Genomic DNA, 22161 nt, shown 5'->3' on the forward strand with positions numbered 1-22161 from the left:
AATCCCTCGCTCACTTCCGGGGCTTACGCCAAAATCAGTTTGCTCATGCAATTTCTGTGACGAGAATCGTTGGGCTTTGTTACAATTGGATTCAATTTGCTTTCTAGTAAGTTAGTGCTTGCTTACCAGCCAATTAACAGGGAACAGTTCTGGCCACCACCCATGTGTCCGCGAGCGACCATAATGAAATCACTAGAATGTCGCCGTACTGTTTTTCCCGGATAACAGGCGTGACGTTAACCGATTTCCAGGAACACTGAATGGAACTTTTGACCCAACTACTGAATGCCTTATGGGCTCAGGATTTCGAAACGCTGGCCAACCCGTCCATGATTGGCATGCTCTATTTCGTTTTATTTATGATTCTGTTCCTTGAGAACGGACTGCTGCCTGCCGCGTTCTTACCGGGCGACAGCCTGCTGGTGCTGGTGGGCGTCCTGTGCGCGAAAGGGGCGATGGCCTTTCCGCAAACTATTCTGCTGCTGACGATTGCCGCCAGCCTGGGCTGTTGGGTGAGCTATATCCAGGGACGATGGCTCGGTAACACGCGCATTGTACAAAACTGGCTCTCGCATCTTCCCGCACATTACCACCAGCGCGCGCACCACTTATTCCACAAGCACGGGCTCTCCGCGCTGCTGATGGGCCGCTTTATTGCCTTCGTGCGAACGCTGCTGCCAACCATTGCTGGCCTTTCCGGCCTGAGCAGCGCGCGCTTCCAGTTCTTCAACTGGATGAGCGGCCTGCTGTGGGTGCTGATCCTCACCACGCTGGGCTACGCGCTGGGCAAAACGCCGGTGTTTATGAAATACGAAGATCAGCTGATGTCATGCCTGATGCTGCTTCCGGTGGTGCTGCTGGTCTTTGGCCTGGTCGGCTCGCTGGTGGTGCTGTGGAAGAAAAAATACGGGGCCAAGGGCTAACCATGGCTATCTCACCGCGCGCGCTTCGTCGTTTTTCCTGGGCTCTTGCTGCGCTGATTATGTTCAGCACGCTGGTTCTGCTCTGGACTGCGCTGCAGCATCAAGAATCTACGCTGGCGATTCGTCCCGTGAACCAGGGCGCCAGCGTGCCGGACGGTTTTTCCATCTGGCATCACCTGGATGCAAACGGTATCCGCTTTAAAAGCATCACGCCGCAGGACGACGTTTTGCTGATAAAATTTGACTCCAGCGCGCAAAGCGCCGCCGCAAAAGCGGTGCTGGACCGCACGCTGCCGCAGGGGTACATCATTGCGCAGCAGGATGATGACAGCCAGCCAGCGGCGTGGCTGTCACGCTTACGCGACACATCGCATCGGTTTGGTTAATTACCAGGATTCCGAATCTTTTCACTGACTTTGGTGAATATGCCGTTTACTTACTATGCTTAAGTACGCGGAGCACCCCTCAAATGTTCTCCGCATGACTTTGGAAAACGGCAATACCTCCAGGTTTGCCGTCACACAATGGAAGGTTTCAATAATGAAATACCGCATCACTCTGGCTCTGGCCCTTTTTTCGTTAAGCACAGCATCCTTCGCGAACTCTCTTTGTCAGGAGAAGGAACAGGATATACAGCGTGAAATCAGTTATGCCGAAAAGCATCACAACCAGCACCGGATCGACGGGCTGAAAAAAGCGCTGAGCGAAGTAAAAGCCAACTGCACGGACAGCCAGCTGCGTGCCGACCACCAGAAAAAAATCGCTGAACAGAAGGACGAGATAGCCGAGCGCCGTCAAGACCTGCAGGAAGCGAAAGAGAAAGGTGATGCGGATAAAATTACCAAGCGCGAAAGAAAGCTGAAAGAGGCGCAGGATGACCTGAAAGCGCTGGAAGCTCGCGATTATTGAGTTAACGGAAATCTCAACAGGAGAGAATCATGTCAAAAGATACGACTTCAGAAAATCTGCGCGCTGAACTGAAATCCCTGGCCGATACGCTGGAAGAGGTGCTGAACTCCTCGACCGATAAATCGAAAGAAGAGCTGAGCAAGCTGCGCAGCAAAGCGGAAAGCGCGCTGAAAGAGAGCCGCTATCGTCTGGGTGAAACCGGCGATGCGCTGGCAAAACAGACCCGCGAGGCCGCGGCGCGTGCAGACGAATACGTGCGTGATAACCCGTGGACCGGCGTAGGCATTGGCGCCGCGATTGGCGTCGTGCTGGGCGTTCTGCTGACGCGTCGTTAATTATGGAAGATCCTCGTCACGCACAAGGGCCTGCTAAAAACGTCCTCGGCATCGGCCAGCGTATTTTGACCACGCTGGTCGGCATTGCCGAAACGCGAGTTCGTCTGGCGGTGGTAGAGCTGGAAGAGGAGAAAGCGAACCTTTTCCAGATGCTGCTAATGCTCGGGCTGACCATGCTCTTCGCCGCATTTGGGCTGATGAGCCTGATGGTGCTGATCATCTGGGCCATTGACCCGCAGTATCGGCTGAATGCGATGATTGCCACCACCGTTGTCCTGCTGGTCGCCGCGCTGATTGGCGGTCTGTGGACGATGCGTAAAGCGCGCCAGTCCACGTTCCTGCGCCATACGCGCCAGGAGCTTGCCAACGACCGCGCGCTGCTGGAGGATGACAAGCCGTGAGCAGCACAGCCGAACGTCAAAAGCGAAAAGCATACCTGCTAAGCCAGATCCAGCAGCAGCGGCTGGATCTGTCCGCCAGCCGCCGTGACTGGCTGGCGCTAACGGAGCGTTACGATCGCGGCTGGAATACGATCCTGAGCCTGCGCTCGTGGGCGCTGGTGGGCAGCAGCGTGATGGCGATTTGGACCATACGTCATCCCAATCTGCTGGTCCGCTGGGCCCGCCGCGGCTTTGGCGCCTGGAGCGCCTGGCGTCTGGTCAAGACAACGCTGCGCAAGCAGCAGCTACGGTGATAAAAGCAAAACGGTAACCCTGGTTACCGTTTTTTGTTTTTGCACCCTCTCCCTGTGGGAGAGGGATTGGATGAGGGCGCCAGCCCGCACGCCTCTTTACTCAATTTCTTTGAAAAAGATTGACAGTTTTCCTTGCTAACAATTGCCAACCGCCCCGTTTACACTCCTCTCCATCGACAGCAAATACGCGGTATATCACCGAATTTGCACATAAAAAATAATTAGCCGTAAAAGCGGTTTCCTGGAGAGTAAAATGAAAAAATTAGAAGATGTTGGTGTTCTGATAGCGCGTATTCTGATGCCAATTCTGTTTATCACCGCGGGCTGGGGCAAAATCACCGGCTATGCGGGTACCCAGCAGTACATGGAAGCGATGGGCGTGCCGGGGTTCCTGCTGCCGTTGACCATCCTTCTTGAGTTTGGCGGCGGACTGGCCATTCTGTTCGGCTTCCTGACCCGCACCACCGCGCTGTTCACCGCAGGCTTCACCCTGCTGACGGCGTTCATCTTCCACAGCAACTTTGCGGAAGGCGTGAACTCCCTGATGTTCATGAAAAACCTGACCATCGCGGGCGGCTTCCTGCTGCTGGCTATCACCGGTCCTGGCGCATTCAGCATCGACCGCGTTCTGAATAAGAAGTGGTAAGCACGCTATACTGACTGAACATAAAGCGAGGAGATCTCTCCTCGCTTTTGCTATCTGACGGAGGAGAAAAAAATGGGACAACTCGTAGACGGCGTCTGGCAGGATGTCTGGTATGACACCAAATCCACCGGTGGTCGCTTTAAGCGCTCCGTTTCGGCCTTCCGCAACTGGCTAACCGCCGACGGCGCGGCCGGTCCGAGCGGCGAAAGCGGCTTCGCGGCCGAGAAAGACCGCTATCATCTGTATGTTTCCCTCGCCTGCCCGTGGGCGCACCGCACGCTGATCGTCCGCAAGCTGAAGGGGCTGGAGTCGTTAATCCCCGTTTCGGTGGTCAACCCGCTGATGCTGGAAAACGGCTGGACCTTTGACGATAATTTCCCGGCCGCAACGGGCGACGAGCTCTATCACCACGATTTCCTCTACCAGCTCTATCTTCGCGCCGATCCGCACTACACCGGACGCGTGACCGTCCCGGTACTCTGGGACAAGAAAAACCAGACTATCGTCAGCAACGAATCGGCTGAAATCATACGCATGTTCAACACCGCGTTTGACGCCCACGGTGCCCGGGCCGGGGATTACTACCCGGTTGAACTGCGCGATGAAATTGACGAGCTGAACGGCTGGATCTACGACAACGTGAACAACGGCGTCTATAAGGCCGGGTTTGCCACCAGCCAGGAAGCCTACGACGAAGCGGTGGGGAAGGTGTTTGAATCACTGGAACGCCTGGAGCAGATCCTCGGCCAGCATCGCTACCTGACGGGCGATCGCCTGACGGAAGCCGATATTCGCCTGTGGACCACGCTCGTGCGGTTCGATCCGGTGTACGTCACCCACTTTAAGTGCGACAAGCACCGCATCAGCGACTATCTGAACCTGTACGGCTTCCTGCGCGACATCTATCAGATGCCCGGCATTGCCGAAACGGTCGATTTTGACCACATCCGCACCCACTATTACCGCAGCCACAAGACCATTAACCCAACGGGCATTATCTCCATCGGCCCGTGGCAGGATCTGGATGAGCCGCACGGGCGCGACGTCCGTTTTGGATAAATATTCTGTATATATACCCTAAATAATTCGTGTTGCATGAAGGCGGCTCCGCAGCAAATCCCCAGGAGCGTACATAAGTACGTGACTGGGGTGAGCGAGGACAGCCAACGCACAGGCAACGTGAAGTATGACGGGTAGATGCCCTTTTTTAATTCACCATCTCCATCTATCCTTACTTTGATCGCTTAAAAAACAAGTGATTGACTGACTATTGAGGCAAGGAAAAATGGACTGGTATTTAAAAGTACTGCGCAACTACGTTGGATTCGGTGGCCGCGCCCGCCGCAAAGAATATTGGATGTTCGTTCTGGTGAACTTCGTCCTCATCATGGTGCTGGGTATTGTCGACAGGATCCTCGGCTGGGAGCGCGCGAGCGGTGAAGGGGTACTGACGACGATCTATGGCCTGCTCGTGCTGCTGCCGTCATGGGCCGTGCTGTTTCGCCGCCTGCACGACACCGATCGCTCCGCGTGGTGGCTGCTGCTGGTGCTGATCCCGATTATTGGCTGGCTGGTGATCCTGATCTTCAACTGTCAGAGCGGAACGCCGGGCGAAAACCGCTTTGGTCCGGACCCTAAGCTCAACGCATAAAAATAGCCCGGTGGCGCTTACGCCTACCGGGCCCACATGCTTATTTATTGTAGTGCGCAAAGAGCTTCGGAATTTCGCGCAGACACCACGATTTTGCCTCGCCCATGCTGTCGCGCCGCCACGCCATAATAATATCGACTTCGCTGGTGTATTCCGGGCTCACGACGCGCAGCCGCCCTTCGGCAATATCCTTTTCGACGAACGGGTACGGCATCGTCGCCACGCCCAGTCCCGCCAGCAGCGCCTGGCGCTTATCTTCCAGCGAGGTCACCGTGAGGCGCGGCTGCTTGTCCAGCAGCTGCACCGTTAACACCGGACGCTCGCGCGCAGTATCGGCCACCGCCACGCCGCGATACTTCACGCGGGTCACTTCAGAGAGCGGCTCCGGCTCCTGGTGAATCGGGTGATCCGGCGCGGCAACGTAGACGTTCATGATGCTGTAGAGCTTGCGCGAGTTGATTTCTGACGACGAGCGAAAGTGCATATCCGGCGCAATAACGATATCCGCCCTGCCCGTTTCCAGGCGCTCCCACGCGCCTGCCAGCACTTCGGTGATGATCGACAGCTGGGTGTTCGCCTTAGCCGCAAGGCGATCCACCAGCGGGAACAGCGCCTCGGTCGGCACCAGTGCTTCCGTGACCAGCGTCAGATGCGTTTCCCAACCGCGCGCCAGCGCTTCGGCATCGGTCGTCAGCTTGTCCGCCGCTTCCAGCAGCACGCGCCCGCGCTCCAGCAGCATGCGGCCAACATTGGTGAATTTTGTTCGATGACCCGAACGGTCAAAGAGCACTACGTCCAGTTCCTCTTCCAGCTTTTGCATGGTGTAGCTCAGGGCAGACGGTACGCGCCCCAGTTCATCTGCCGCTGCCGCAAAGCTGCCACGCCTGTCAATGGCGTCCATCACGCGGAGCGCCTCAAGCGTCAATGCTCTCTCTTTAGCCATCTCGTTCTCATTCAGGAAATTTGAACATACCGGGCAGAATATCTGGCTAACAATGAAGCGTCCATACCTTTACCATTGTTTTAGTGTAAAGAGAGGTCAAGTTTATGATTACGACAAGAACGGCAAAAGAGTGCGGACAAGCCGATTTCGGTTGGCTGCAGGCCCGCTACACCTTTTCTTTTGGACACTACTTTGACCCTAAACTCCTCGGGTACGCCTCTCTGCGCGTGTTAAACCAGGAAGTGCTCGCGCCGGGCGCCTCCTTCCAGCCGCGCGCGTATCCGAAAGTCGATATTTTGAACCTGATCCTGGAAGGCGAGGCAGAATACCGCGACAGCGAGGGCAATCATGTCCAGGCCAAGGCGGGCGAAGCGTTACTGATTTCAACGCAGCCCGGCATGAGCTACAGCGAGCATAATCTCAGCAAAGATAAAACGCTGACCCGCATGCAGCTGTGGCTGGATGCCTGCCCGGAGCGGGAAAACCCGCTGGTGCAAAAGATAGATCTCACGGGTGATAAGCAGCAGCTGATTGCGTCACCGGACGGCAGCAAAGGCAGCCTGCAGCTGCGCCAGCAGGTATGGCTACACCATATTGAGCTGAAGCAAGGCGAACAGGCGAGCTTCCAGCTTCACGGCCCGCGCGCTTATCTGCAATCGATACACGGTACGGTGCATGCGGTCACGCACGCGGAAGAGAAAGAAGCGCTCACCTGCGGCGACGGCGCGTTTATTCGTGATGAAGCGAATATCACGCTGGTTGCCGACACGCCGCTGCGCGCGCTGCTGATTGATTTGCCGGTGTGATTAAACCTTACCCCTCACCCTAACCCTCTCCCCAAAGGGGAGAGGGAACGATCGAGCCCCTCGCCCCTTTGGGGAGAGGGGTTGGGGTGAGGGGAACGAACTACACCTTACTCGCCATAATCTCGATAATCTGCGTATCCGTCGCCTGCATTGAACGACACGCCAGCGCGCACAGGTTGGCGATAGATTGCTCTACGTCATGCGCCACAATGCCTTCGTTACCCGTGACAGCCGTATCGTCCAGCGCCATCATCACCGCTTTCCAGGCGCTGCCGACGCTGGTCGAGACTTTCATCGCGCAGCTGTTGGACGCGCCGTCGCAGATCATTCCGCTGACGTCGCCGATCATGCTGCCGATCGCCATGGCGATCGTCCGGTAGCGCCCGTCCAGCAGCCACGCCATGCCCGCCGCTGCCCCCATCGACGCCGTCGTGGCCGCACACAGCGCCGACAGGCGCGGAAGCTGGTAGTGGATATAGATCGCCGACAGATGCGAGAGCATCAGCGCCCGCGCGAGGCGTTCATCATCGGCCTGGACGTGCTCCGCCACCACCACCACCGGCATGGTGGCGGCGATCCCCTGATTTCCCGATCCCGAATTGCTCATTGCCGGAAGCGTTGCGCCGCCCATTCTCGCATCCGAGGCCGCGCTGGTGCGGATCACAATGTCCGAACCCAAATCCTGCGCCACCCATCCGCGCGAGCGCTGTTTATTCAGCGTCGCACCCACGTGCAGGCCCCAGCTTCCGCTGAGCCCCTCGCGGGAAAGCGCGTCATTTAACCGCCCCGCCTCCAGGATAAAGCGTATCGCCTCAAGCGGAACCTGCTCAATAAACTCCACGATCTGAGACAGCGTGGCGTTCGCGAGCGCCGCCAGCGGATCGTCGTTCACCGCATTTCGCTGCTCATCAAGCGTAAAGCGCGTTTCGCCCTCGAACACCACCTCCACCACGCGCGTATGGCCACCGGCGATGGTTACCATTGCGGACGCATCACCGGCGTGCACGCAGGCGCGGGAGTAGAGGATCTCATCGCACGGCTCCTGCAGCTTCACCTGCACCTGCCCGGCCTCAAGCAGCGCCCTGGCGCGGGCCAGCGCGTCGGCGGAGGCATCTTTTAATACCTCCAGCCCGGCTTGCGCGTTACCGCCAACCGCCCCCAGCGCCGCCGCAATCGGTAGCCCGACCATTCCGGTGCCGGGCACCGTCACGCCAAGGCCATTTTTCATCAGGTTTGGCGAAACCCACGCCTCGATCTTCGTGACCTCTCCCGTCAGCTGCTCTGCGGCCATCGCGCAGGCCAGCGCCAGCGATACCGGTTCCGTACACCCCAGCGCGGGCTTAACTTCTTCCCGCACCGCACGAATAAACGACTGCCAAAAAGGATTCATTTGCTCAGACATCGTTACGACCTTATTTACTCCTCAGGAAAACGCGAGGAAAGGAGAAACACAAAGCAGCAGCCCGGTGATGATAATAATCACCAGCGACGCGCCCTTATATTTATGCAGCGCCGGGACTTTATAGACCAGCCATGCCGGAATTAAGCAGCCCACCATCCCAAATATCGGGCTGCATATTGAGGTGAAACTTAATACGGGCGCATTGAGAACAATTGCGCTCCAGGCCAGCAGAATGGCAAACAGCATGATGCCGCGCTGGACGGTGGTTTCATTAATTTTCTCTGCAGGCATTTTGCGGCGCAGGATATTCATCACAATGCCCTGCGTCGCCTCGCGAAAGCCGAGATAGACACGCCGAAGAAGGCGGTCATGACGGCGAAAATATTGAGAATAACGCTGACGATTTTGACCCAGCCCGCGCCGTCGCCGCTGATAAACTGCGCCGCAATCGCCAGCGCGGAGATATTCTGCTCGTAGGCTTTGACCGCCTCATCGTGCCCCATCGCCAGGGTAAAGGAGACGGCGTAGAAAAAGACCGTTACAAACAGAATGCCAAAGGCAATATTCATCGCGCGCAGGGCTTTATGCCGCGCCACCTCGACGGATTTCTCCCGCGAACGGTAGGAGATCACCATCGGGCTTAGCGTCTGAATAAACAGAATGGAGGTTAAGGTAAACGGCAGCGTAATAATGGCGTTCTTGATCAGCAGCCCCATCGGCGGCAGCATGCCGACGTTGGCTAAATGCCAGAGGCCAATCATTGACAGCCCCAGTGCCGCAACAACGAATAATTTGGTCAACACCATCAGGCTGGAGACTTTGAACAACAGCTTCTCGCCGCGCGACGAAATCGCCACCAGAATGCAGATCAGGAATAAGCCGTAAAACGGGTTTTCGGAGAGCAATCCATCCGTCACGCCGAAGGTATGCAAATAGGAGGCGCTGTCGTTGGTGATCGCCGTTGAATAGACGAACATCCAGATCACCAGCATCACGAAATAGAGCGCGCCCAACAAAATGCCCCAGTTTTTACCCAGATAGCCGCTGATCACGCTCGGGTAATCTTTGCATTCCGGTGATTCCGCCAGCGTATTAATAAACAGACGCTGGAAAAGATACATCGCCGGGTAGCCGATTATCGACGAGAGTAAAAAGACCCATAACCCCATCAGGCCAACCTGTACCGGGAGAAAAACGATCCCCGCGCCGATGGCCATTCCGATACTCATAATGATCCAGCCGGTATCGGTGCTGTCGAATTTAATGGCCTCTCGCCATTCACTTTCACTCATTCCCGCCCGCCGTGCCGCGGGGGAATCATTCACAACCACACTGCCGTTTGTTGCCGTATCCATAAGACACTCGCTTATTTTGTAGGGTAAGTATTTAATTTTTATAGGTTCAGGCTGCCAGCGATAGCGAGCCAGACGGATGCAGGCGGTTGTTATTGGTGTGAAACGATCATAGCGAGAGCGCGGGAGAAAAAAGTCACAATATTTGTGCGGATTTAGATTGCCAGGAGGAAATTTTACTTCTACTGAGGGGATAAAATCATAATTTTTCTAAAAGTGACGGCGATCAAGGAATAAAACCCGCGCCAGGCGCGGGTGGGACATCACTCAGACAGCGCCTTCGCCATATCGGCCTTCACCTGCTTGCGCTGGTCCGGCGTCAATACCTGGCTGACGTCGAAGTAGTATTTCACGCGGTAGTAGCGCGCCTGCTGTTCAATTTTGCTGAAGGCAGAAAGCTGGCTTTTTACCGTGCTTTCATTCCATTTTCCGGCATGGAACATCTCAATCAGCGCGCCGTCCTTAACGCCGGTCATCGGGATTTTGCTGACGTTCTGTTCCAGCGTCTGGTGGAGATTTTCAATCTTCTTCACCTGATCTTTACTCAGCTTCAGGTGCTGCACCAGCGGATCCTGCGCCGGAGCCGGGGCAGAATCTACGTTGGCAGCCTGGGCCGCAAAGCTGCACACCGTCAGGGACGCAGCCACCAGCGCAATACGGGTCATTTTCATCATCTTACTGTCCTTACATTTTGTTGTAGTGAAAAGCAGGCACATTGTTTTGCAAGAGCGGATGAATATGTGTGATTAATTATATAAACAATTTTGTATGTTCTTCGGGCACAAAAAAGCCCCCTCGCGGGAGGGGGCTTAGGGTCTGGCTGGCGTCACATCGCGTGCGTAAACGTTCTTGAAATTACGTCCTGCTGCTGCTCGCGGGTGAGCGCGTTAAACCGCACCGCATAGCCCGATACGCGAATCGTCAGGTTCGGGTAGTTCTCAGGGTGCTCGATGGCATCCAGCAGCATCTCCCGGTTCATGACGTTAACGTTCAGGTGCTGGCCGCCCTCTATCGTGGCTTCGTGGTGGAAATATCCATCGAGCAGCCCCACGAGGTTGGTTTTACGCACCGGCTCATCCTTGCCCAGCGCCTGCGGCACGATCGAGAAGGTGTAGGAGATACCGTCCTTCGCGTAGGTAAACGGCAGCTTGGCAACGGAGGTTAGCGACGCCACCGCCCCTTTTCTGTCGCGCCCGTGCATCGGGTTTGCGCCCGGCGCAAACGGCGTGCCGCCGCGGCGTCCGTCCGGCGTGTTTCCGGTCTTCTGGCCGTACACCACGTTCGAGGTGATCGTCAGGATCGACTGGGTCGGCACCGCGTTGCGGTAGGTCGGCAGCGCCCGAATTTTTTTCATAAAGCGCTCAACCAGGTCGCAGGCAATGCTGTCCACGCGATCGTCGTTGTTGCCGTACTGCGGATAGTCCCCTTCAATCACGAAATCCACCGCCAGCCCGTTATGGTCGCGCACCGGCTTCACGGTGGCGTATTTAATGGCGGACAGAGAATCCGCCGCCACCGACAGCCCGGCGATGCCGCAGGCCATGGTGCGATAGACGTCGCGGTCGTGCAGCGCCATCAGCGAGGCTTCGTAGCTGTACCTGTCGTGCATGTAGTGAATGAGGTTCAGGGCGCTAATGTACTGCACCGCCAGCCAGTCCATGAAGTGGTCCAGGCTTGCCATCACGGCGTCGTACTCCAGCACGTCGTCCAGCAATGGCGCGGTTTTCGGCCCGACCTGGATTTTCAGCTTCTCGTCCACGCCGCCGTTGATCGCATACAGCAGCGTTTTCGCGAGGTTGGCGCGCGCGCCGAAGAACTGCATCTGCTTGCCGACGATCATCGGGCTTACGCAGCAGGCAATCGCGTAGTCATCGCTGTTGAAGTCCGCGCGCATCAGATCGTCGTTCTCATACTGCAGGGATGAGGTATCGATCGACATCTGTGCGGCGTATTTCTTAAAGGCGATCGGCAGCTGTTCTGACCAGAGGATCGTCAGGTTCGGCTCCGGCGCGGGGCCCATGGTGTGCAGCGTGTGCAGATAGCGGAAGCTGTTTTTGGTGACCAATGTGCGGCCGTCCAGCCCCATGCCGCCGATCACCTCCGTCGCCCAGATCGGATCGCCCGAGAAGAGCGTGTCGAACTCCGGCGTGCGCAGGAAGCGCACCATGCGGATCTTCATGATGAAGTGGTCGATCAGCTCCTGCGCCTGCTGCTCGCTCAGGCGTCCGGCCTGCATGTCGCGCTCGACGTAGATGTCGAGGAACGTCGCCGTGCGCCCGAGCGACATCGCCCCGCCGTTCTGGGATTTCACCGCCGCGAGGTAGGCAAAATAGAGCCACTGCACCGCTTCCTGGGCGTTCATCGCCGGGCGGGAAATATCAAAGCCATAGCTCGCCGCCATCTGCTGGATCTGCAGCAGCGCGCGCCTGTGCTCCGCCAGCTCTTCGCGCAGGCGGATCGTCGCTTCCAGATCCTCACCGCGCTCCAGCCTGCCCTGAAGATCGGCGAACTGAAGCTCGCGCTCGCGCACCAGGTAGCTGATGCCGTACAGCGCCACGCGGCGGTAATCGCCGATGATGCGCCCGCGCCCGTAGCCGTCCGGCAGGCCCGTCAGCACGCCGGATTTACGGCAGCGCATCATCTCCGGCGAGTAAACGTCAAACACGCCCTGGTTGTGGGTTTTGCGCAGGTCGGTGAACAGGTATTCGAACTGCGGGTCCATCTCGCGGCCGTAGGCTTCGAACGAGCTGCGGATCATGTTGATCCCACCGTACGGATGCAGCGCGCGCTTGAGCGGTTTGTCCGTTTGCAGGCCGACAATCGTCTCCAGATCCTGGTCGATGTAGCCCGGCCCGTGGGCGGTGATCGTCGTCGCGATATTGGTGTCAAAATCCACCGGCGCGTGGGTGGCATTCTCCCGGCGAATGCCGACCATCACCTTCTGCCAGAGCGCCGTCGTTGCAGGCGTCGCCTGCGCGAGGAAAGCTTCATCGCCTTCATAAGGGGTGTAGTTATGCTGAATAAAATCGCGCACGTTAACGGCGTTTTTCCATTCTTCACCGCGAAACCCGGCCCATGCGTCGCTGTAGGGCGCGACGCCCGTATCGATCGTTACTTTCATGAGATTCTCGCTTTATCAGGCGTAAGCCGCAGCCGACGCAACCTTCCCAAGGCGGAGGGCGTCGAGCGCGATCATTTTTTCTTCATTGGTCGGGATTGCCGCGCAGGCGACCCGGGAGGATGCGCTGGAAATCACGCGCTCGGCCGCGCTGCCCGGCAGGGCGTTTTGGGCCTCGTCCAGGGTGATGCCAAAGACCTGAAGGCGTTCGGCCACCAGCGCGCGGATTAGCGCTGAGTTTTCGCCAATGCCGCCGGTGAATATCACCGCGTCGAGACGGTGCAGCGACGCCGCGTGCCCGGCAATATGCCGCGCGATGCGGTGGACAAAGGTCTGGATCGCCAGCTGGGCGCGCGCGTTCCCCGCGTGCCACGCCTTCTCCAGCGCGCGCAGATCCGAAGAGATGCCGGAGATCCCCAGCAGCCCGGACTCCTTGTTCACCACCCGCTCCAGATCCTCAAACGACTGCCCCGTCTGCTGGGCGATCCACGCCATCGCGCCAAAATCGACGTCGCCACAGCGCGTGCCCATCATCAGCCCTTCCAGCGGCGTCATGCCCATCGAGGTATCCACGCTTTCACCGTTGCGCACCGCGCAGATGGACGCGCCGTTGCCCAGGTGGGCAATCACCAGCCCGCTGTCGTCAGGCGACAGCCCGAGCAGCGCGTGCGCCCGGCCCGCCACGTAGCGGTGAGAGGTGCCGTGGAAGCCGTAGCGGCGCACGCCCAGCTCTTCGAAGTAGCGGTACGGCAGGCCGTACAGATACGCCTCCGGCGCCAGCGTCTGGTGGAAGCTAGTGTCGAAAACCGCCACCTGCTGCACGTTCGGAAACAGGCGCTCCGCCGCCTCCACGCCGCTCAGGTTGGCGTAGTTGTGCAAAGGTGCCAGCGGTGAAACCTGGCGGATCTGCTCAATAACCTCATCGGTGATCGGGGTCGACTCGCTGAACAGCGCGCCGCCGTGGGCAATGCGGTGGCCTATATAGGCCACGCTGCTCATCAGGTCGCGTTTTTCCAGCTCAAGGGCGATGGCGGCCAGCGCCCCTTCGTAGTCCTGGCGAGCCAGCTTTACCGGCTCGCCCCCGTTCACGGAAATAAAGGCCTCTGCAGTGTTAATACCGTCTGCAAGCCCCGTCACCAGGGCCTCGCAGCTTGTGGCGTCCAGCACCGAAAACTTCACGGAGGACGATCCGCAGTTAATAACCAGTACTACCGGAAACTCAATCATGGTGTTGCTCCGCTCATCCTGAGCCTTGGTTTAGAACAGTTTGTAAACGATATTCAGAATGGTCAGCAGGCCGACAACGGTGACGAAGATGTTCTCCGTTCTGCCTTTGTATTTCGCCAGCGCGGGCGTTTTGCGGATGGCGTACATCGGCAGCAGGCACAGCAGCGAGGCGATAATCGGCGCGCCCATCGCTTCAATAAGGTCAAGAATGTTCGGGTTGGCGTAGGCCACCACCCAGGTGGAGCCCATGATGAAAATCATGCTGATAGTGTTCAGCTTGCCCACCGACACTTTCTTCTTGTCGCCCTTGTAGCCGAACTTCAGCACCAGGCCGTTCAGCCCTTCCAGCGTGCCCAGGTAGTGGCCGAAGAAGGATTTGAAGATCGCCACCAGTGCGATGATGGACGCCCCGTACTCCAGCACCGTGGCAAACGTCGACTTGCTGCCCGACATTGACGCAAAGTGGTTGGCCAGGTAGGAGAGCACCGGAATGTTCTGCGCCTTGGCCTCCGCCATGTTCTGCGGGGAGAGCGTGAACAGGCAGCTAAAGGCGAAGAACATCACCACCGCCACCATCAGCATGCTGGCGCGGCTGATGATTTTGGAACATTTCTGCTCGGTGAATTCCTTCCCGAACTCTGGCTCATACTCTTCGCGCTTCGAAACCACGAATGAGGAGACAATCGGCGAGAAGTTAAAGGAGAAGACCATGATGGAAATCCCCAGCCAGACCGTCACCAGAATGCCGTCGTGGCCGGTGAAGGCGATATCGCTCAGGTTCACCTGGTCAATGACCGCGGAGTTCCAGTAAGGGATGAGCGACAGGGAGATCAGCACCAGGCTGGCGATAAACGGGAACACCAGGAAGCTCATCACCTTCACCATCAGGTCTTTACCGAACCAGATAACGAAGGCCATCAGCAGCAGCAGGAACAGCGCCACGAAGCCACGGTTCAGCGCGGGCAGCTGGAGCTGGTTTTCCCAGAAGGTCATAAAGGTGTTGGTAATGGTGACGCCGTAAATCCACAGCAGGGGGCAAATCGCAAAGAAGTAGAGGAAGGTGATCACCACCCCGCCGGTCTTGCCGAAATGTTCTTCCACCGTTTCCGTAATGTTCCCGGAGACGTTGCTGCCGGACAGGCACAGGCGCGCCAGCGCGCGGTGGCAGTAGAAGGCAATCGGGTAGGCGAGTAACAGCATCAGCAGGATGGGGATCAGGCCGCCAAACCCTGCGCGGATCGGGAAGAACAGCACGCCTGCGCCAATGGCGGTGCCAAACAGGCCGAGCGTCCAGGTGGTATCAGACTTACGCCAGGTGGACGTTTTTGTCTGGCCAACGGTAATGCTTTCAGTGTTGCTCATAGGTCATCCTTACGCGTCAACGAAGCCGGTAATTTGGGAAACACGGGAAAGATCGATATTGCCGCCGGAAATAATGCTGACGGTTTTTCGCCCCTGAATGTAGTGGTCAAGCTTGCCGCTTAATAGCGCCGCGCAGGCCAGCGCGCCTGCGCCTTCGGTGATCACTTTATTTCGCTGAATTAAGGCAATCATGCTGTCGCGAATTTCGTCTTCGCTGACCAGCACAATGTCATCAACCAGTTCACGAACGATCTGGAAGGTTAAATTACCCGGGCGAGAAACATCGCATCCGTCCGCGAGCGTGCCGGTGACGCGATGGTTCATTATTTCGCCGGCATAATACGATGCCGCCATGCCGTGCACATTTTCAGACTGCACGCCGATGATATTAATCGTCGGGTTAATGGATTTAATCGCCGTGGCGATCCCGGCGATTAATCCGCCGCCGCCGATGGGCACAATCACGTTATCAACGTCGTAGAGGTCTTCGAGAATTTCGAGGCCGATGGTGCCCTGCCCGGCTATGACTTTGGCATCGTCGTAAGGCGGGATGAAAATGCGCCCTTCCGTCTCGACGATTTCGCTCACTTTGGCGATAGTGTCGTTGAAGTTCTCGCCGTGCAACACCACTTCCGCCGAGTAGTCACGCGTGGCGGCGACTTTAGATTTTGGCGCGCCCATCGGCATCACCACTTTTCCGTCAATGCCGAGCATCGCGCAGGAGAGCGAAACGCCCTGGGCGTGGTTACCCGCCGAGCAGGCGACTACGCCCTTGCGTTTTTCCGCATCGGTCAGCGAGCTTAATTTATTAAACGCGCCGCGGATCTTAAACGAGCCGGTACGTTGCATATTCTCAAACTTGAGGAAGATTTCCCCCTTGCAGCGTTCGCTGAGGTAATTCGAGCGCGGCATGCCGGTTTTATATATTTTTCCTGCCAGGCGTTTTCTGGCGTCCTGAATATCGTCGATGGTTACCGGGAGGTCGTAGGTAATGTGCATAATATCCTCGTTATAATAATTCATTGTTTTCGGGCAAAGCCTGGATTTCAGAGCCTCAATAATGCCGCTCTGGGTGTTTTAAAAACGTTCTGATGGATTAACGGATCAATTCAACATCGTCGTCGCGCGTCGTTCTGGGATGAATATTGTTTAGCCAGCTCGACTAATACGGAAGCCGATTTTTTTATGCGGTAATTTTTTGACCACACGGCGGCGTAGCGCGCCACGGGCAGCTCGTCCTCAACCGGCAGCACGATAAACTGATCGGAACCGAACGGCGCAATCATGTCGCGAGGAATAACCGTCAGGTAGTCGGCATTGAGGACAAGGTTATAAATGGTAACGACCGAATCGGTCTGGACGATATTTTCAATGCTGATGTGGTTGTCTTGCAGGGTGGTCAGAAGTTCTTTGTAGTAGCCCATATCGGTTTGCGGCATCACCCAATGTTCATGCGTGAGCGATGCCAGGGTTGTCGATCCGGTGCACGTTCGTGATTTGCTGGCCACCAGCACAAACTCGGATTCAAACAGCGGCTCGACGTGAAGGTCCTGCAGCAGCATCTCATCGCTGAGCGTGCCGATGGCAAAATCCAGACGTCCGTCGCGGATGGCGGGCAGGAACGAAGAGAGCTGGGCTTCGTACATCGAAACGCGCGCCTTCGGGAACACTTCCTTGAACTTTTTGATCATCTCCGACAGGAAGGTGAAACCAATCAGCGACGGATAGCCAAACGAGACGTCCATGACGGTGCTAAAGCTGAGGCTGTTGATCTCGCTCACCATGTTTTTCATTTCGCGGGTGATCGACTCAGAGTACGACAGCAGCACCTGACCTGCGGCGGTCAGCTTCACGCCGGTATTTTTGCGGACCATCCCTCTACGCCGAAGTAGGATTCAATATCGTTGATGATTTTGCTGACGGCGGGCTGCGTCAGGCCAAGTTGTCTTGCAGCAGAACCTATGGAGCCACTTTTAATGACTTCCTGAAATACCACGAGGTGCTGTGTTTTCGGTAGAATAATAGTGTTCATAATATTCTGCGCTTATTTCCCTATGACGCCGTGGATTCTACTCAATATTGTCGTGAAGGGTATGTGCTGTTACTCACAATTCGTCTTTTCGCACTAATTACACACCCTACAAAAACCAATAAAAAACAAATAATATCAATACGTTAGCTTGCACTCTTAATGACTTTTCGCTGATATACGTCAATAAAAATAGCAGTAATAAATTTATTTTATGGCGATAACCTTAAATATTTCCTTCCTCAACAGAATATCAATAAAGACTAACTTTCAATCAATTAAAGGTGAATAAACAACCAAATGTTGCCTAAAACATTTTTGTAATTTATCAAATAAGGGAATAATAATAAGTGCAGCGCAGCATAAACAGTGGAACAGGTCACACATTCATCAGGTAAATGTTTTGATATTCAATATTTATTTATCAAATAAGAAAACATTTCACCCCAATGAATCAACATCGCCAACAAATTGACAACACTAAAAATCAGCACCTTTTCAGCGCGAAATTTTGTGATTGCGATCGTATACAGGCAGGGTGAGCGCATCGACGAAAGGAAAGCAGTGAAATGTGCTTAGCGTCGCAAAAATGAGAATTGATGTCGTTTGTGGGGTTGTCAGGTGGCGCGGCGCTTACCCGACCTGCACTCCCTGAAGCAAAAACCCCGCCGGAGCGGGGTTCTGGAAGAAGTTGAAGCTGACCGATAAGCCGGGTTCTGTCGTGGACAGTCATTCATCTAGGCCAGCAATCGCTCACTGGCTCAAGCAGCCTACCCGGGTTCAGTACGGGCCGTACCATGTGAACCCCTATTTGGCCTTGCTCCGGGTGGAGTTTACCGTGCCACGGACTGTTACCAGCCGCGCGGTGCGCTCTTACCGCACCCTTTCACCCTTACCTGATCCCGCTTGCGCGGGCCATCGGCGGTTTGCTCTCTGTTGCACTGGTCGTGGGTTTCCCCCCCAGGCGTTACCTGGCACCCTGCCCTATGGAGCCCGGACTTTCCTCCCCTCCGCCCGTCTCCCCCGAAAGGGACGACGACGAAGCGGCGACTGTCTGGTCAGCTTCGGCGCGCAGTATAGAGGGTTTGCGCCCCGCTGTCACCCTTGGGTATGCATCCTTACGCGCGGGAGACTTCCACCTTCGCCAGCTTCTCGTAGTAGCACGCCAGCGCGCTGTGGTCCGCGGTGCCCATGCCGTCCGCGCGCAGCGCCTGCATCATCTCCATCACCGCAGCCGTTAGCGGCAGCTGCGCGCCCACGCCGTGGGAGGTATCCAGTGCGTTCGCCAGGTCTTTAATGTGCAGGTCGATGCGGAATCCCGGCTTAAAGTTGCGATCCATCACCATTGGCGCTTTCGCATCCAGCACGGTGCTGCCCGCCAGGCCGCCGCGGATGGCTTGATACACCAGATCGGGGTTAACCCCGGCCTTGGTTGCCAGCGTCAGGGCTTCCGACATCGCCGCGATGTTCAGCGCCACAATCACCTGGTTTGCCAGCTTGGTCACGTTGCCCGCGCCGATCTCGCCGGTATGCACCACCGAGCCGGCCATCGCTTTCATCAGATCGTAATATTTGTCGAAAATAGCCTTATCGCCACCCACCATCACCGACAGCGTGCCGTCGATCGCTTTTGGCTCGCCTCCGCTGACCGGCGCGTCCAGCATATCCACGCCTTTCGCCTTCAGCGCCTCGCTGATTTCGCGGCTCGCGAGCGGCGCAATGGAGCTCATGTCGATCACCACCAGGCCCGGCTTCGCGCCCTCAATAATGCCGTTCTCTCCCAGCGCGACCTCTTTCACGTGCGGAGAGTTCGGCAGCATGGTGATAATCACGTCGCACTGCTCGGCAATGGCCTTCGCGGTGGACGCCGCTTCCGCACCGGCGGCAATCACCTCAGCCACCGATTCAGGGTTACGATCGGAAACCACCAGCGAGTAACCGGCTTTGATGAGGTTTTTGCTCATTGGTTTGCCCATGATGCCCAGGCCAATAAAACCCACTTTCAGCGTCATAATCTGTTTTCCTCAAGGATGGTTATTTTTTAAAAGCGTCCGCAAGCTTCTGCGTGGCGGTGCGAAACACGCCCAGGTCGCTGCCGACGGCCACAAAGGTCGCGCCCCACTCAAGGTAGCGGCGCGCGTCCGCCTCAGCCGGGGCCAGAATGCCGGACGGTTTACCGTGCGCTTTGGCACGCGCAAAAATGTGCTGGATCGCCCGCTGCACCTCGGGATGACCGGCATTGCCCAGGTGGCCTAACGCCGCGGCCAGGTCGCTCGGCCCGACGAAGATACCGTCTACGCCGTCGGTGGAGGCGATGGCGTCAACGTTATCCACGCCCTGCTGGCTCTCAATCTGCACCAAAATGGTGATGTTCTTGTTCGACTGCGCAAAGTAGTCCGGCACGGTGCCGAACATATTGGCGCGGTGAGAAACGGAAACGCCGCGAATGCCCTCCGGCGGGTAGCGGGTTGAAGCCACGGCCCGTACCGCCTCTTCCTCGGTTTCCACAAACGGGATCAGGAAGTTATAAAAACCGATATCCAGAAGGCGTTTGATAATCACCGGTTCGTTGGTCGGCACGCGCACCACCGGCGCGCTGCTGCTGCCCTTTAGCGCCATCAGCTGTGGAATGAAGGTGGTGATGTCGTTTGGCGCATGTTCTCCGTCCAGCACCAGCCAGTCGAATCCGGCCAGGCCGAGCACTTCGGTACTGACGGGGTTCGCCAGCGCGGACCAGCAGCCAATCTGGACCTGGTGTGCCGCCAGCGCAGCTTTAAACCTGTTCGGGAAGATATCGTTATTCATCGCGTTTACCTTTTTAATTCCGCAGCCGTATTCGGTATTTATATTTGCCCGCTTTTTTATTCTCTGACGTAATTTCAGCGTGATAAAATCGACATTCAGTATAATGCCCGCTTCCCGGCGGCACATTGTTTTAATGCTCAAGCATCACGCCGCATTTTTATAATATTTTGAGCATATGCACGAACCACTGGGCGCTGATGCACAGAATCAGACATCGCGGGTTCGGGCGCGATCGCTATCACATTTTCTCGTCTATTCTCCTGACATGCTTTATTTCTGAAAGCCGCGTATTTATTTCTGCCATAAGAAAATTGGCTGCAATGATTATCAGACTCTTTGCTGGAGAATAGTGAGCAATGGCCGACATTGAAATTCGACAATCGCCGCTGACGGCGTTTTATATAAAAGTTCACGACACCGATAACGTGGCGATTATTGTTAACGACAATGGCCTGAAGGCCGGAACCCGCTTTCCCGATGGGCTGACGCTGATTGAGCATATCCCGCAGGGGCATAAGGTTGCGCTGGTGGATATTCCCGCGGGCGGCGAAATCGTGCGCTATGGCGAAACGATCGGCCACGCGGTGCGGGCTATCTCACGCGGCAGCTGGGTAGAGGAATCGCTGGTTGAACTGCCCGAAGCCCCGCCGCTGAACACGCTGCCGCTGGCGACGCGCGTGCCGGAGCCGCTCCCGCCGCTGGAGGGCTATACCTTCGAAGGCTACCGCAACGCCGACGGCAGCGTGGGCACCAAAAATCTGCTGGGCATTACCACCAGCGTGCACTGCGTGGCGGGCGTTGTGGATTACGTGGTGAAAATTATCGAGCGCGACCTTCTGCCGAAATACGCGAACGTCGATGGCGTGGTCGGTCTTAACCACCTTTACGGCTGCGGCGTGGCGATCAACGCGCCCGCCGCCGTGGTGCCTATCCGAACCATTCACAATATCGCCCTGAACCCCAATTTTGGCGGTGAGATTATGGTCATCGGGCTGGGCTGCGAGAAGCTTCAGCCTGAACGCCTGCTCCAGGGCACGGAGGACGTGCAGGCTATTGCGGTGGACAGCGCCAGCATCGTGCGCCTGCAGGACGAGCGTCACGTGGGCTTTAGATCGATGGTCGACGACATTATTCAGGTCGCGGAGCGCCATCTGGAGAAGCTCAACCAGCGCCAGCGCGAAACCTGCCCGGCCTCCGAGCTGGTGGTGGGAACGCAGTGCGGCGGCAGCGACGCGTTTTCCGGCGTCACGGCCAACCCGGCGGTCGGCTATGCGTCGGACCTGTTTGTGCGCTGCGGCGCCACGGTGATGTTCTCCGAGGTGACCGAAGTGCGCGACGCCATTCACCTGCTCACGCCCCGCGCCGTCAACGAAGAAGTGGGCAAGCGCCTGCTGGAGGAGATGGCCTGGTACGATAATTATCTGGATATGGGCAAAACGGATCGCAGCGCGAACCCGTCTCCGGGCAACAAAAAGGGCGGCCTGGCGAACGTGGTGGAAAAAGCCCTCGGCTCGATTGCCAAGTCCGGCCAGAGCGCGATTGTCGAAGTGCTCTCGCCGGGCCAGCGTCCGACGAAGCGCGGGCTAATCTACGCGGCGACCCCTGCCAGCGATTTCGTCTGCGGCACGCAGCAGGTGGCGTCCGGCATTACGGTGCAGGTATTTACGACCGGGCGCGGCACGCCGTACGGGCTGATGGCGGTACCGGTGATCAAGATGGCGACCCGCACCGAGCTGGCAAACCGCTGGTACGATCTAATGGACATTAACGCGGGGACCATTGCCACGGGCGAAGAGAGCATTGAGGACGTGGGCTGGAAGCTGTTCCACTTCATTCTGGACGTGGCGAGCGGGCGTAAAAAAACGTTTTCCGACCAGTGGGGATTGCATAACCAGCTGGCGGTGTTTAACCCGGCTCCGGTGACGTGATGATTCCCCTTACCCTGCCCTCTCCCCTTTG

At 57.0% G+C, this 22161-nt stretch carries 20 protein-coding genes, 1 other RNA gene and 2 pseudogenes; 11 read left to right on the plus strand and 12 right to left on the minus strand.

Annotated elements, in window-relative coordinates; genetic code table 11:
• The first annotated feature begins 260 nt into the window (after nucleotides 1-260).
• From yqjA to DBY73_RS09090, 9 genes are all read left to right on the plus strand, one after another.
• On the plus strand, nucleotides 261-923 hold the full coding sequence (yqjA, locus tag DBY73_RS09050) for a DedA family general envelope maintenance protein YqjA (RefSeq protein WP_112010837.1): 663 nt from the start codon (nucleotides 261-263) through the stop codon (nucleotides 921-923).
• A gap of 2 nt (nucleotides 924-925) precedes the next feature.
• A complete protein-coding gene (gene mzrA / locus DBY73_RS09055; RefSeq protein WP_112010838.1) occupies nucleotides 926-1309 on the plus strand; it encodes an EnvZ/OmpR regulon moderator MzrA in 384 nt (127 codons plus the stop codon).
• A gap of 154 nt (nucleotides 1310-1463) precedes the next feature.
• Nucleotides 1464-1832 carry a DUF1090 domain-containing protein gene (locus DBY73_RS09060; protein WP_112010839.1) on the plus strand — a complete coding sequence of 123 codons (369 nt, stop codon included), beginning with the start codon at nucleotides 1464-1466 and terminating at the stop codon, nucleotides 1830-1832.
• A gap of 29 nt (nucleotides 1833-1861) precedes the next feature.
• Nucleotides 1862-2167: a YqjD family protein gene (locus DBY73_RS09065; protein ID WP_112010840.1), complete on the plus strand. Its 306-nt coding sequence runs from the start codon at nucleotides 1862-1864 to the stop codon at nucleotides 2165-2167.
• A gap of 2 nt (nucleotides 2168-2169) precedes the next feature.
• Entirely contained in the window at nucleotides 2170-2568 is a 399-nt protein-coding gene (locus DBY73_RS09070) for a phage holin family protein (protein WP_112010841.1), read from the plus strand.
• Entirely contained in the window at nucleotides 2565-2861 is a 297-nt protein-coding gene (locus DBY73_RS09075) for a YqjK-like family protein (protein ID WP_112010842.1), read from the plus strand. The genes DBY73_RS09070 and DBY73_RS09075 overlap by 4 nt, the downstream gene beginning before the upstream one ends.
• 253 nt (nucleotides 2862-3114) lie before the next feature.
• Nucleotides 3115-3507, plus strand: coding sequence for a DoxX family protein (locus DBY73_RS09080; protein ID WP_181573221.1), 393 nt, complete (start codon nucleotides 3115-3117; stop codon nucleotides 3505-3507).
• Between the two features lie 72 nt (nucleotides 3508-3579).
• Nucleotides 3580-4566, plus strand: a complete 987-nt coding sequence (locus tag DBY73_RS09085) for a glutathione S-transferase family protein (RefSeq protein ID WP_112010844.1) — start codon at nucleotides 3580-3582, stop codon at nucleotides 4564-4566.
• 226 nt (nucleotides 4567-4792) lie between these two features.
• Complete coding sequence (locus DBY73_RS09090) at nucleotides 4793-5158, plus strand: DUF805 domain-containing protein (RefSeq protein WP_112010845.1); 366 nt, start codon at nucleotides 4793-4795, stop codon at nucleotides 5156-5158.
• Nucleotides 5159-5198: 40 nt separating this feature from the next.
• Here the strand turns inward: DBY73_RS09090 and yhaJ are convergent, their stop codons facing one another.
• Nucleotides 5199-6101 carry a DNA-binding transcriptional regulator YhaJ gene (gene yhaJ, locus DBY73_RS09095; protein ID WP_112010846.1) on the minus strand — a complete coding sequence of 301 codons (903 nt, stop codon included), beginning with the start codon at nucleotides 6099-6101 and terminating at the stop codon, nucleotides 5199-5201.
• A gap of 104 nt (nucleotides 6102-6205) precedes the next feature.
• Between yhaJ and DBY73_RS09100 the strand changes: the two genes are divergently transcribed.
• Nucleotides 6206-6907 carry a pirin family protein gene (locus DBY73_RS09100; protein WP_112010847.1) on the plus strand — a complete coding sequence of 234 codons (702 nt, stop codon included), beginning with the start codon at nucleotides 6206-6208 and terminating at the stop codon, nucleotides 6905-6907.
• 100 nt (nucleotides 6908-7007) lie between these two features.
• Here the strand turns inward: DBY73_RS09100 and DBY73_RS09105 are convergent, their stop codons facing one another.
• From DBY73_RS09105 to garL, 11 genes and pseudogenes are all read right to left on the minus strand, one after another.
• Entirely contained in the window at nucleotides 7008-8309 is a 1302-nt protein-coding gene (locus DBY73_RS09105) for a serine dehydratase subunit alpha family protein (RefSeq protein WP_112010848.1), read from the minus strand.
• 21 nt (nucleotides 8310-8330) lie between these two features.
• Nucleotides 8331-9664 (minus strand): annotated as a pseudogene (locus DBY73_RS09110) (hypothetical protein).
• Nucleotides 9665-9924: 260 nt separating this feature from the next.
• Complete coding sequence (locus tag DBY73_RS09115) at nucleotides 9925-10335, minus strand: hypothetical protein (protein WP_112010849.1); 411 nt, start codon at nucleotides 10333-10335, stop codon at nucleotides 9925-9927.
• Between the two features lie 152 nt (nucleotides 10336-10487).
• A complete protein-coding gene (pflB, locus tag DBY73_RS09120; RefSeq protein ID WP_112010850.1) occupies nucleotides 10488-12782 on the minus strand; it encodes a formate C-acetyltransferase in 2295 nt (764 codons plus the stop codon).
• 15 nt (nucleotides 12783-12797) lie between these two features.
• The gene (gene tdcD, locus DBY73_RS09125) at nucleotides 12798-14006 is read right to left on the minus strand and encodes a propionate kinase (RefSeq protein ID WP_112010851.1); all 1209 of its coding nucleotides are present in this window, start codon (nucleotides 14004-14006) and stop codon (nucleotides 12798-12800) included.
• Between the two features lie 30 nt (nucleotides 14007-14036).
• Nucleotides 14037-15368, minus strand: coding sequence for a threonine/serine transporter TdcC (gene tdcC / locus DBY73_RS09130; protein ID WP_112010852.1), 1332 nt, complete (start codon nucleotides 15366-15368; stop codon nucleotides 14037-14039).
• A gap of 9 nt (nucleotides 15369-15377) precedes the next feature.
• Nucleotides 15378-16367: a bifunctional threonine ammonia-lyase/L-serine ammonia-lyase TdcB gene (gene tdcB / locus DBY73_RS09135; RefSeq protein WP_112010947.1), complete on the minus strand. Its 990-nt coding sequence runs from the start codon at nucleotides 16365-16367 to the stop codon at nucleotides 15378-15380.
• Between the two features lie 110 nt (nucleotides 16368-16477).
• A pseudogene (gene tdcA / locus DBY73_RS09140) lies at nucleotides 16478-17400 on the minus strand (transcriptional regulator TdcA).
• Between the two features lie 686 nt (nucleotides 17401-18086).
• Nucleotides 18087-18463, minus strand: an RNA gene (gene rnpB, locus DBY73_RS09145) — RNase P RNA component class A.
• Between the two features lie 52 nt (nucleotides 18464-18515).
• Nucleotides 18516-19409, minus strand: a complete 894-nt coding sequence (gene garR / locus DBY73_RS09150) for a 2-hydroxy-3-oxopropionate reductase (RefSeq protein ID WP_112010853.1) — start codon at nucleotides 19407-19409, stop codon at nucleotides 18516-18518.
• A gap of 22 nt (nucleotides 19410-19431) precedes the next feature.
• On the minus strand, nucleotides 19432-20202 hold the full coding sequence (gene garL, locus DBY73_RS09155) for a 2-dehydro-3-deoxyglucarate aldolase (protein ID WP_112010948.1): 771 nt from the start codon (nucleotides 20200-20202) through the stop codon (nucleotides 19432-19434).
• A 356-nt stretch (nucleotides 20203-20558) separates the two neighbouring features.
• Between garL and garD the strand changes: the two genes are divergently transcribed.
• A complete protein-coding gene (garD, locus tag DBY73_RS09160) occupies nucleotides 20559-22130 on the plus strand; it encodes a galactarate dehydratase (protein WP_112010854.1) in 1572 nt (523 codons plus the stop codon).
• Nucleotides 22131-22161: the final 31 nt, after the last annotated feature.

This window comes from Enterobacter sp. RIT418, from assembly GCF_003057745.1.
In the GTDB taxonomy this organism is placed as follows: Bacteria; Pseudomonadota; Gammaproteobacteria; order Enterobacterales; family Enterobacteriaceae; genus Enterobacter.

Excerpts from the sequence above, each read along its gene's own strand:
- DBY73_RS09100 (WP_112010847.1), top strand. The coding sequence starts at position 6,206 with ATGATTACGACAAGAACGGCAAAAGAGTGCGGACAAGCCGATTTCGGT.
- DBY73_RS09060 (WP_112010839.1), top strand. The coding sequence starts at position 1,464 with ATGAAATACCGCATCACTCTGGCTCTGGCCCTTTTTTCGTTAAGCACA.
- yqjA (WP_112010837.1), top strand. The coding sequence starts at position 261 with ATGGAACTTTTGACCCAACTACTGAATGCCTTATGGGCTCAGGATTTC.
- DBY73_RS09090 (WP_112010845.1), top strand. The coding sequence starts at position 4,793 with ATGGACTGGTATTTAAAAGTACTGCGCAACTACGTTGGATTCGGTGGC.
- tdcD (WP_112010851.1), bottom strand. The coding sequence starts at position 14,006 with ATGATTGAGTTTCCGGTAGTACTGGTTATTAACTGCGGATCGTCCTCC.
- DBY73_RS09105 (WP_112010848.1), bottom strand. The coding sequence starts at position 8,309 with ATGTCTGAGCAAATGAATCCTTTTTGGCAGTCGTTTATTCGTGCGGTG.
- tdcB (WP_112010947.1), bottom strand. The coding sequence starts at position 16,367 with ATGCACATTACCTACGACCTCCCGGTAACCATCGACGATATTCAGGAC.
- mzrA (WP_112010838.1), top strand. The coding sequence starts at position 926 with ATGGCTATCTCACCGCGCGCGCTTCGTCGTTTTTCCTGGGCTCTTGCT.
- DBY73_RS09085 (WP_112010844.1), top strand. The coding sequence starts at position 3,580 with ATGGGACAACTCGTAGACGGCGTCTGGCAGGATGTCTGGTATGACACC.
- DBY73_RS09080 (WP_181573221.1), top strand. The coding sequence starts at position 3,115 with ATGAAAAAATTAGAAGATGTTGGTGTTCTGATAGCGCGTATTCTGATG.
- yhaJ (WP_112010846.1), bottom strand. The coding sequence starts at position 6,101 with ATGGCTAAAGAGAGAGCATTGACGCTTGAGGCGCTCCGCGTGATGGAC.
- garD (WP_112010854.1), top strand. The coding sequence starts at position 20,559 with ATGGCCGACATTGAAATTCGACAATCGCCGCTGACGGCGTTTTATATA.
- garR (WP_112010853.1), bottom strand. The coding sequence starts at position 19,409 with ATGACGCTGAAAGTGGGTTTTATTGGCCTGGGCATCATGGGCAAACCA.
- DBY73_RS09065 (WP_112010840.1), top strand. The coding sequence starts at position 1,862 with ATGTCAAAAGATACGACTTCAGAAAATCTGCGCGCTGAACTGAAATCC.
- DBY73_RS09070 (WP_112010841.1), top strand. The coding sequence starts at position 2,170 with ATGGAAGATCCTCGTCACGCACAAGGGCCTGCTAAAAACGTCCTCGGC.
- pflB (WP_112010850.1), bottom strand. The coding sequence starts at position 12,782 with ATGAAAGTAACGATCGATACGGGCGTCGCGCCCTACAGCGACGCATGG.
- DBY73_RS09115 (WP_112010849.1), bottom strand. The coding sequence starts at position 10,335 with ATGATGAAAATGACCCGTATTGCGCTGGTGGCTGCGTCCCTGACGGTG.
- tdcC (WP_112010852.1), bottom strand. The coding sequence starts at position 15,368 with ATGAGCAACACTGAAAGCATTACCGTTGGCCAGACAAAAACGTCCACC.
- garL (WP_112010948.1), bottom strand. The coding sequence starts at position 20,202 with ATGAATAACGATATCTTCCCGAACAGGTTTAAAGCTGCGCTGGCGGCA.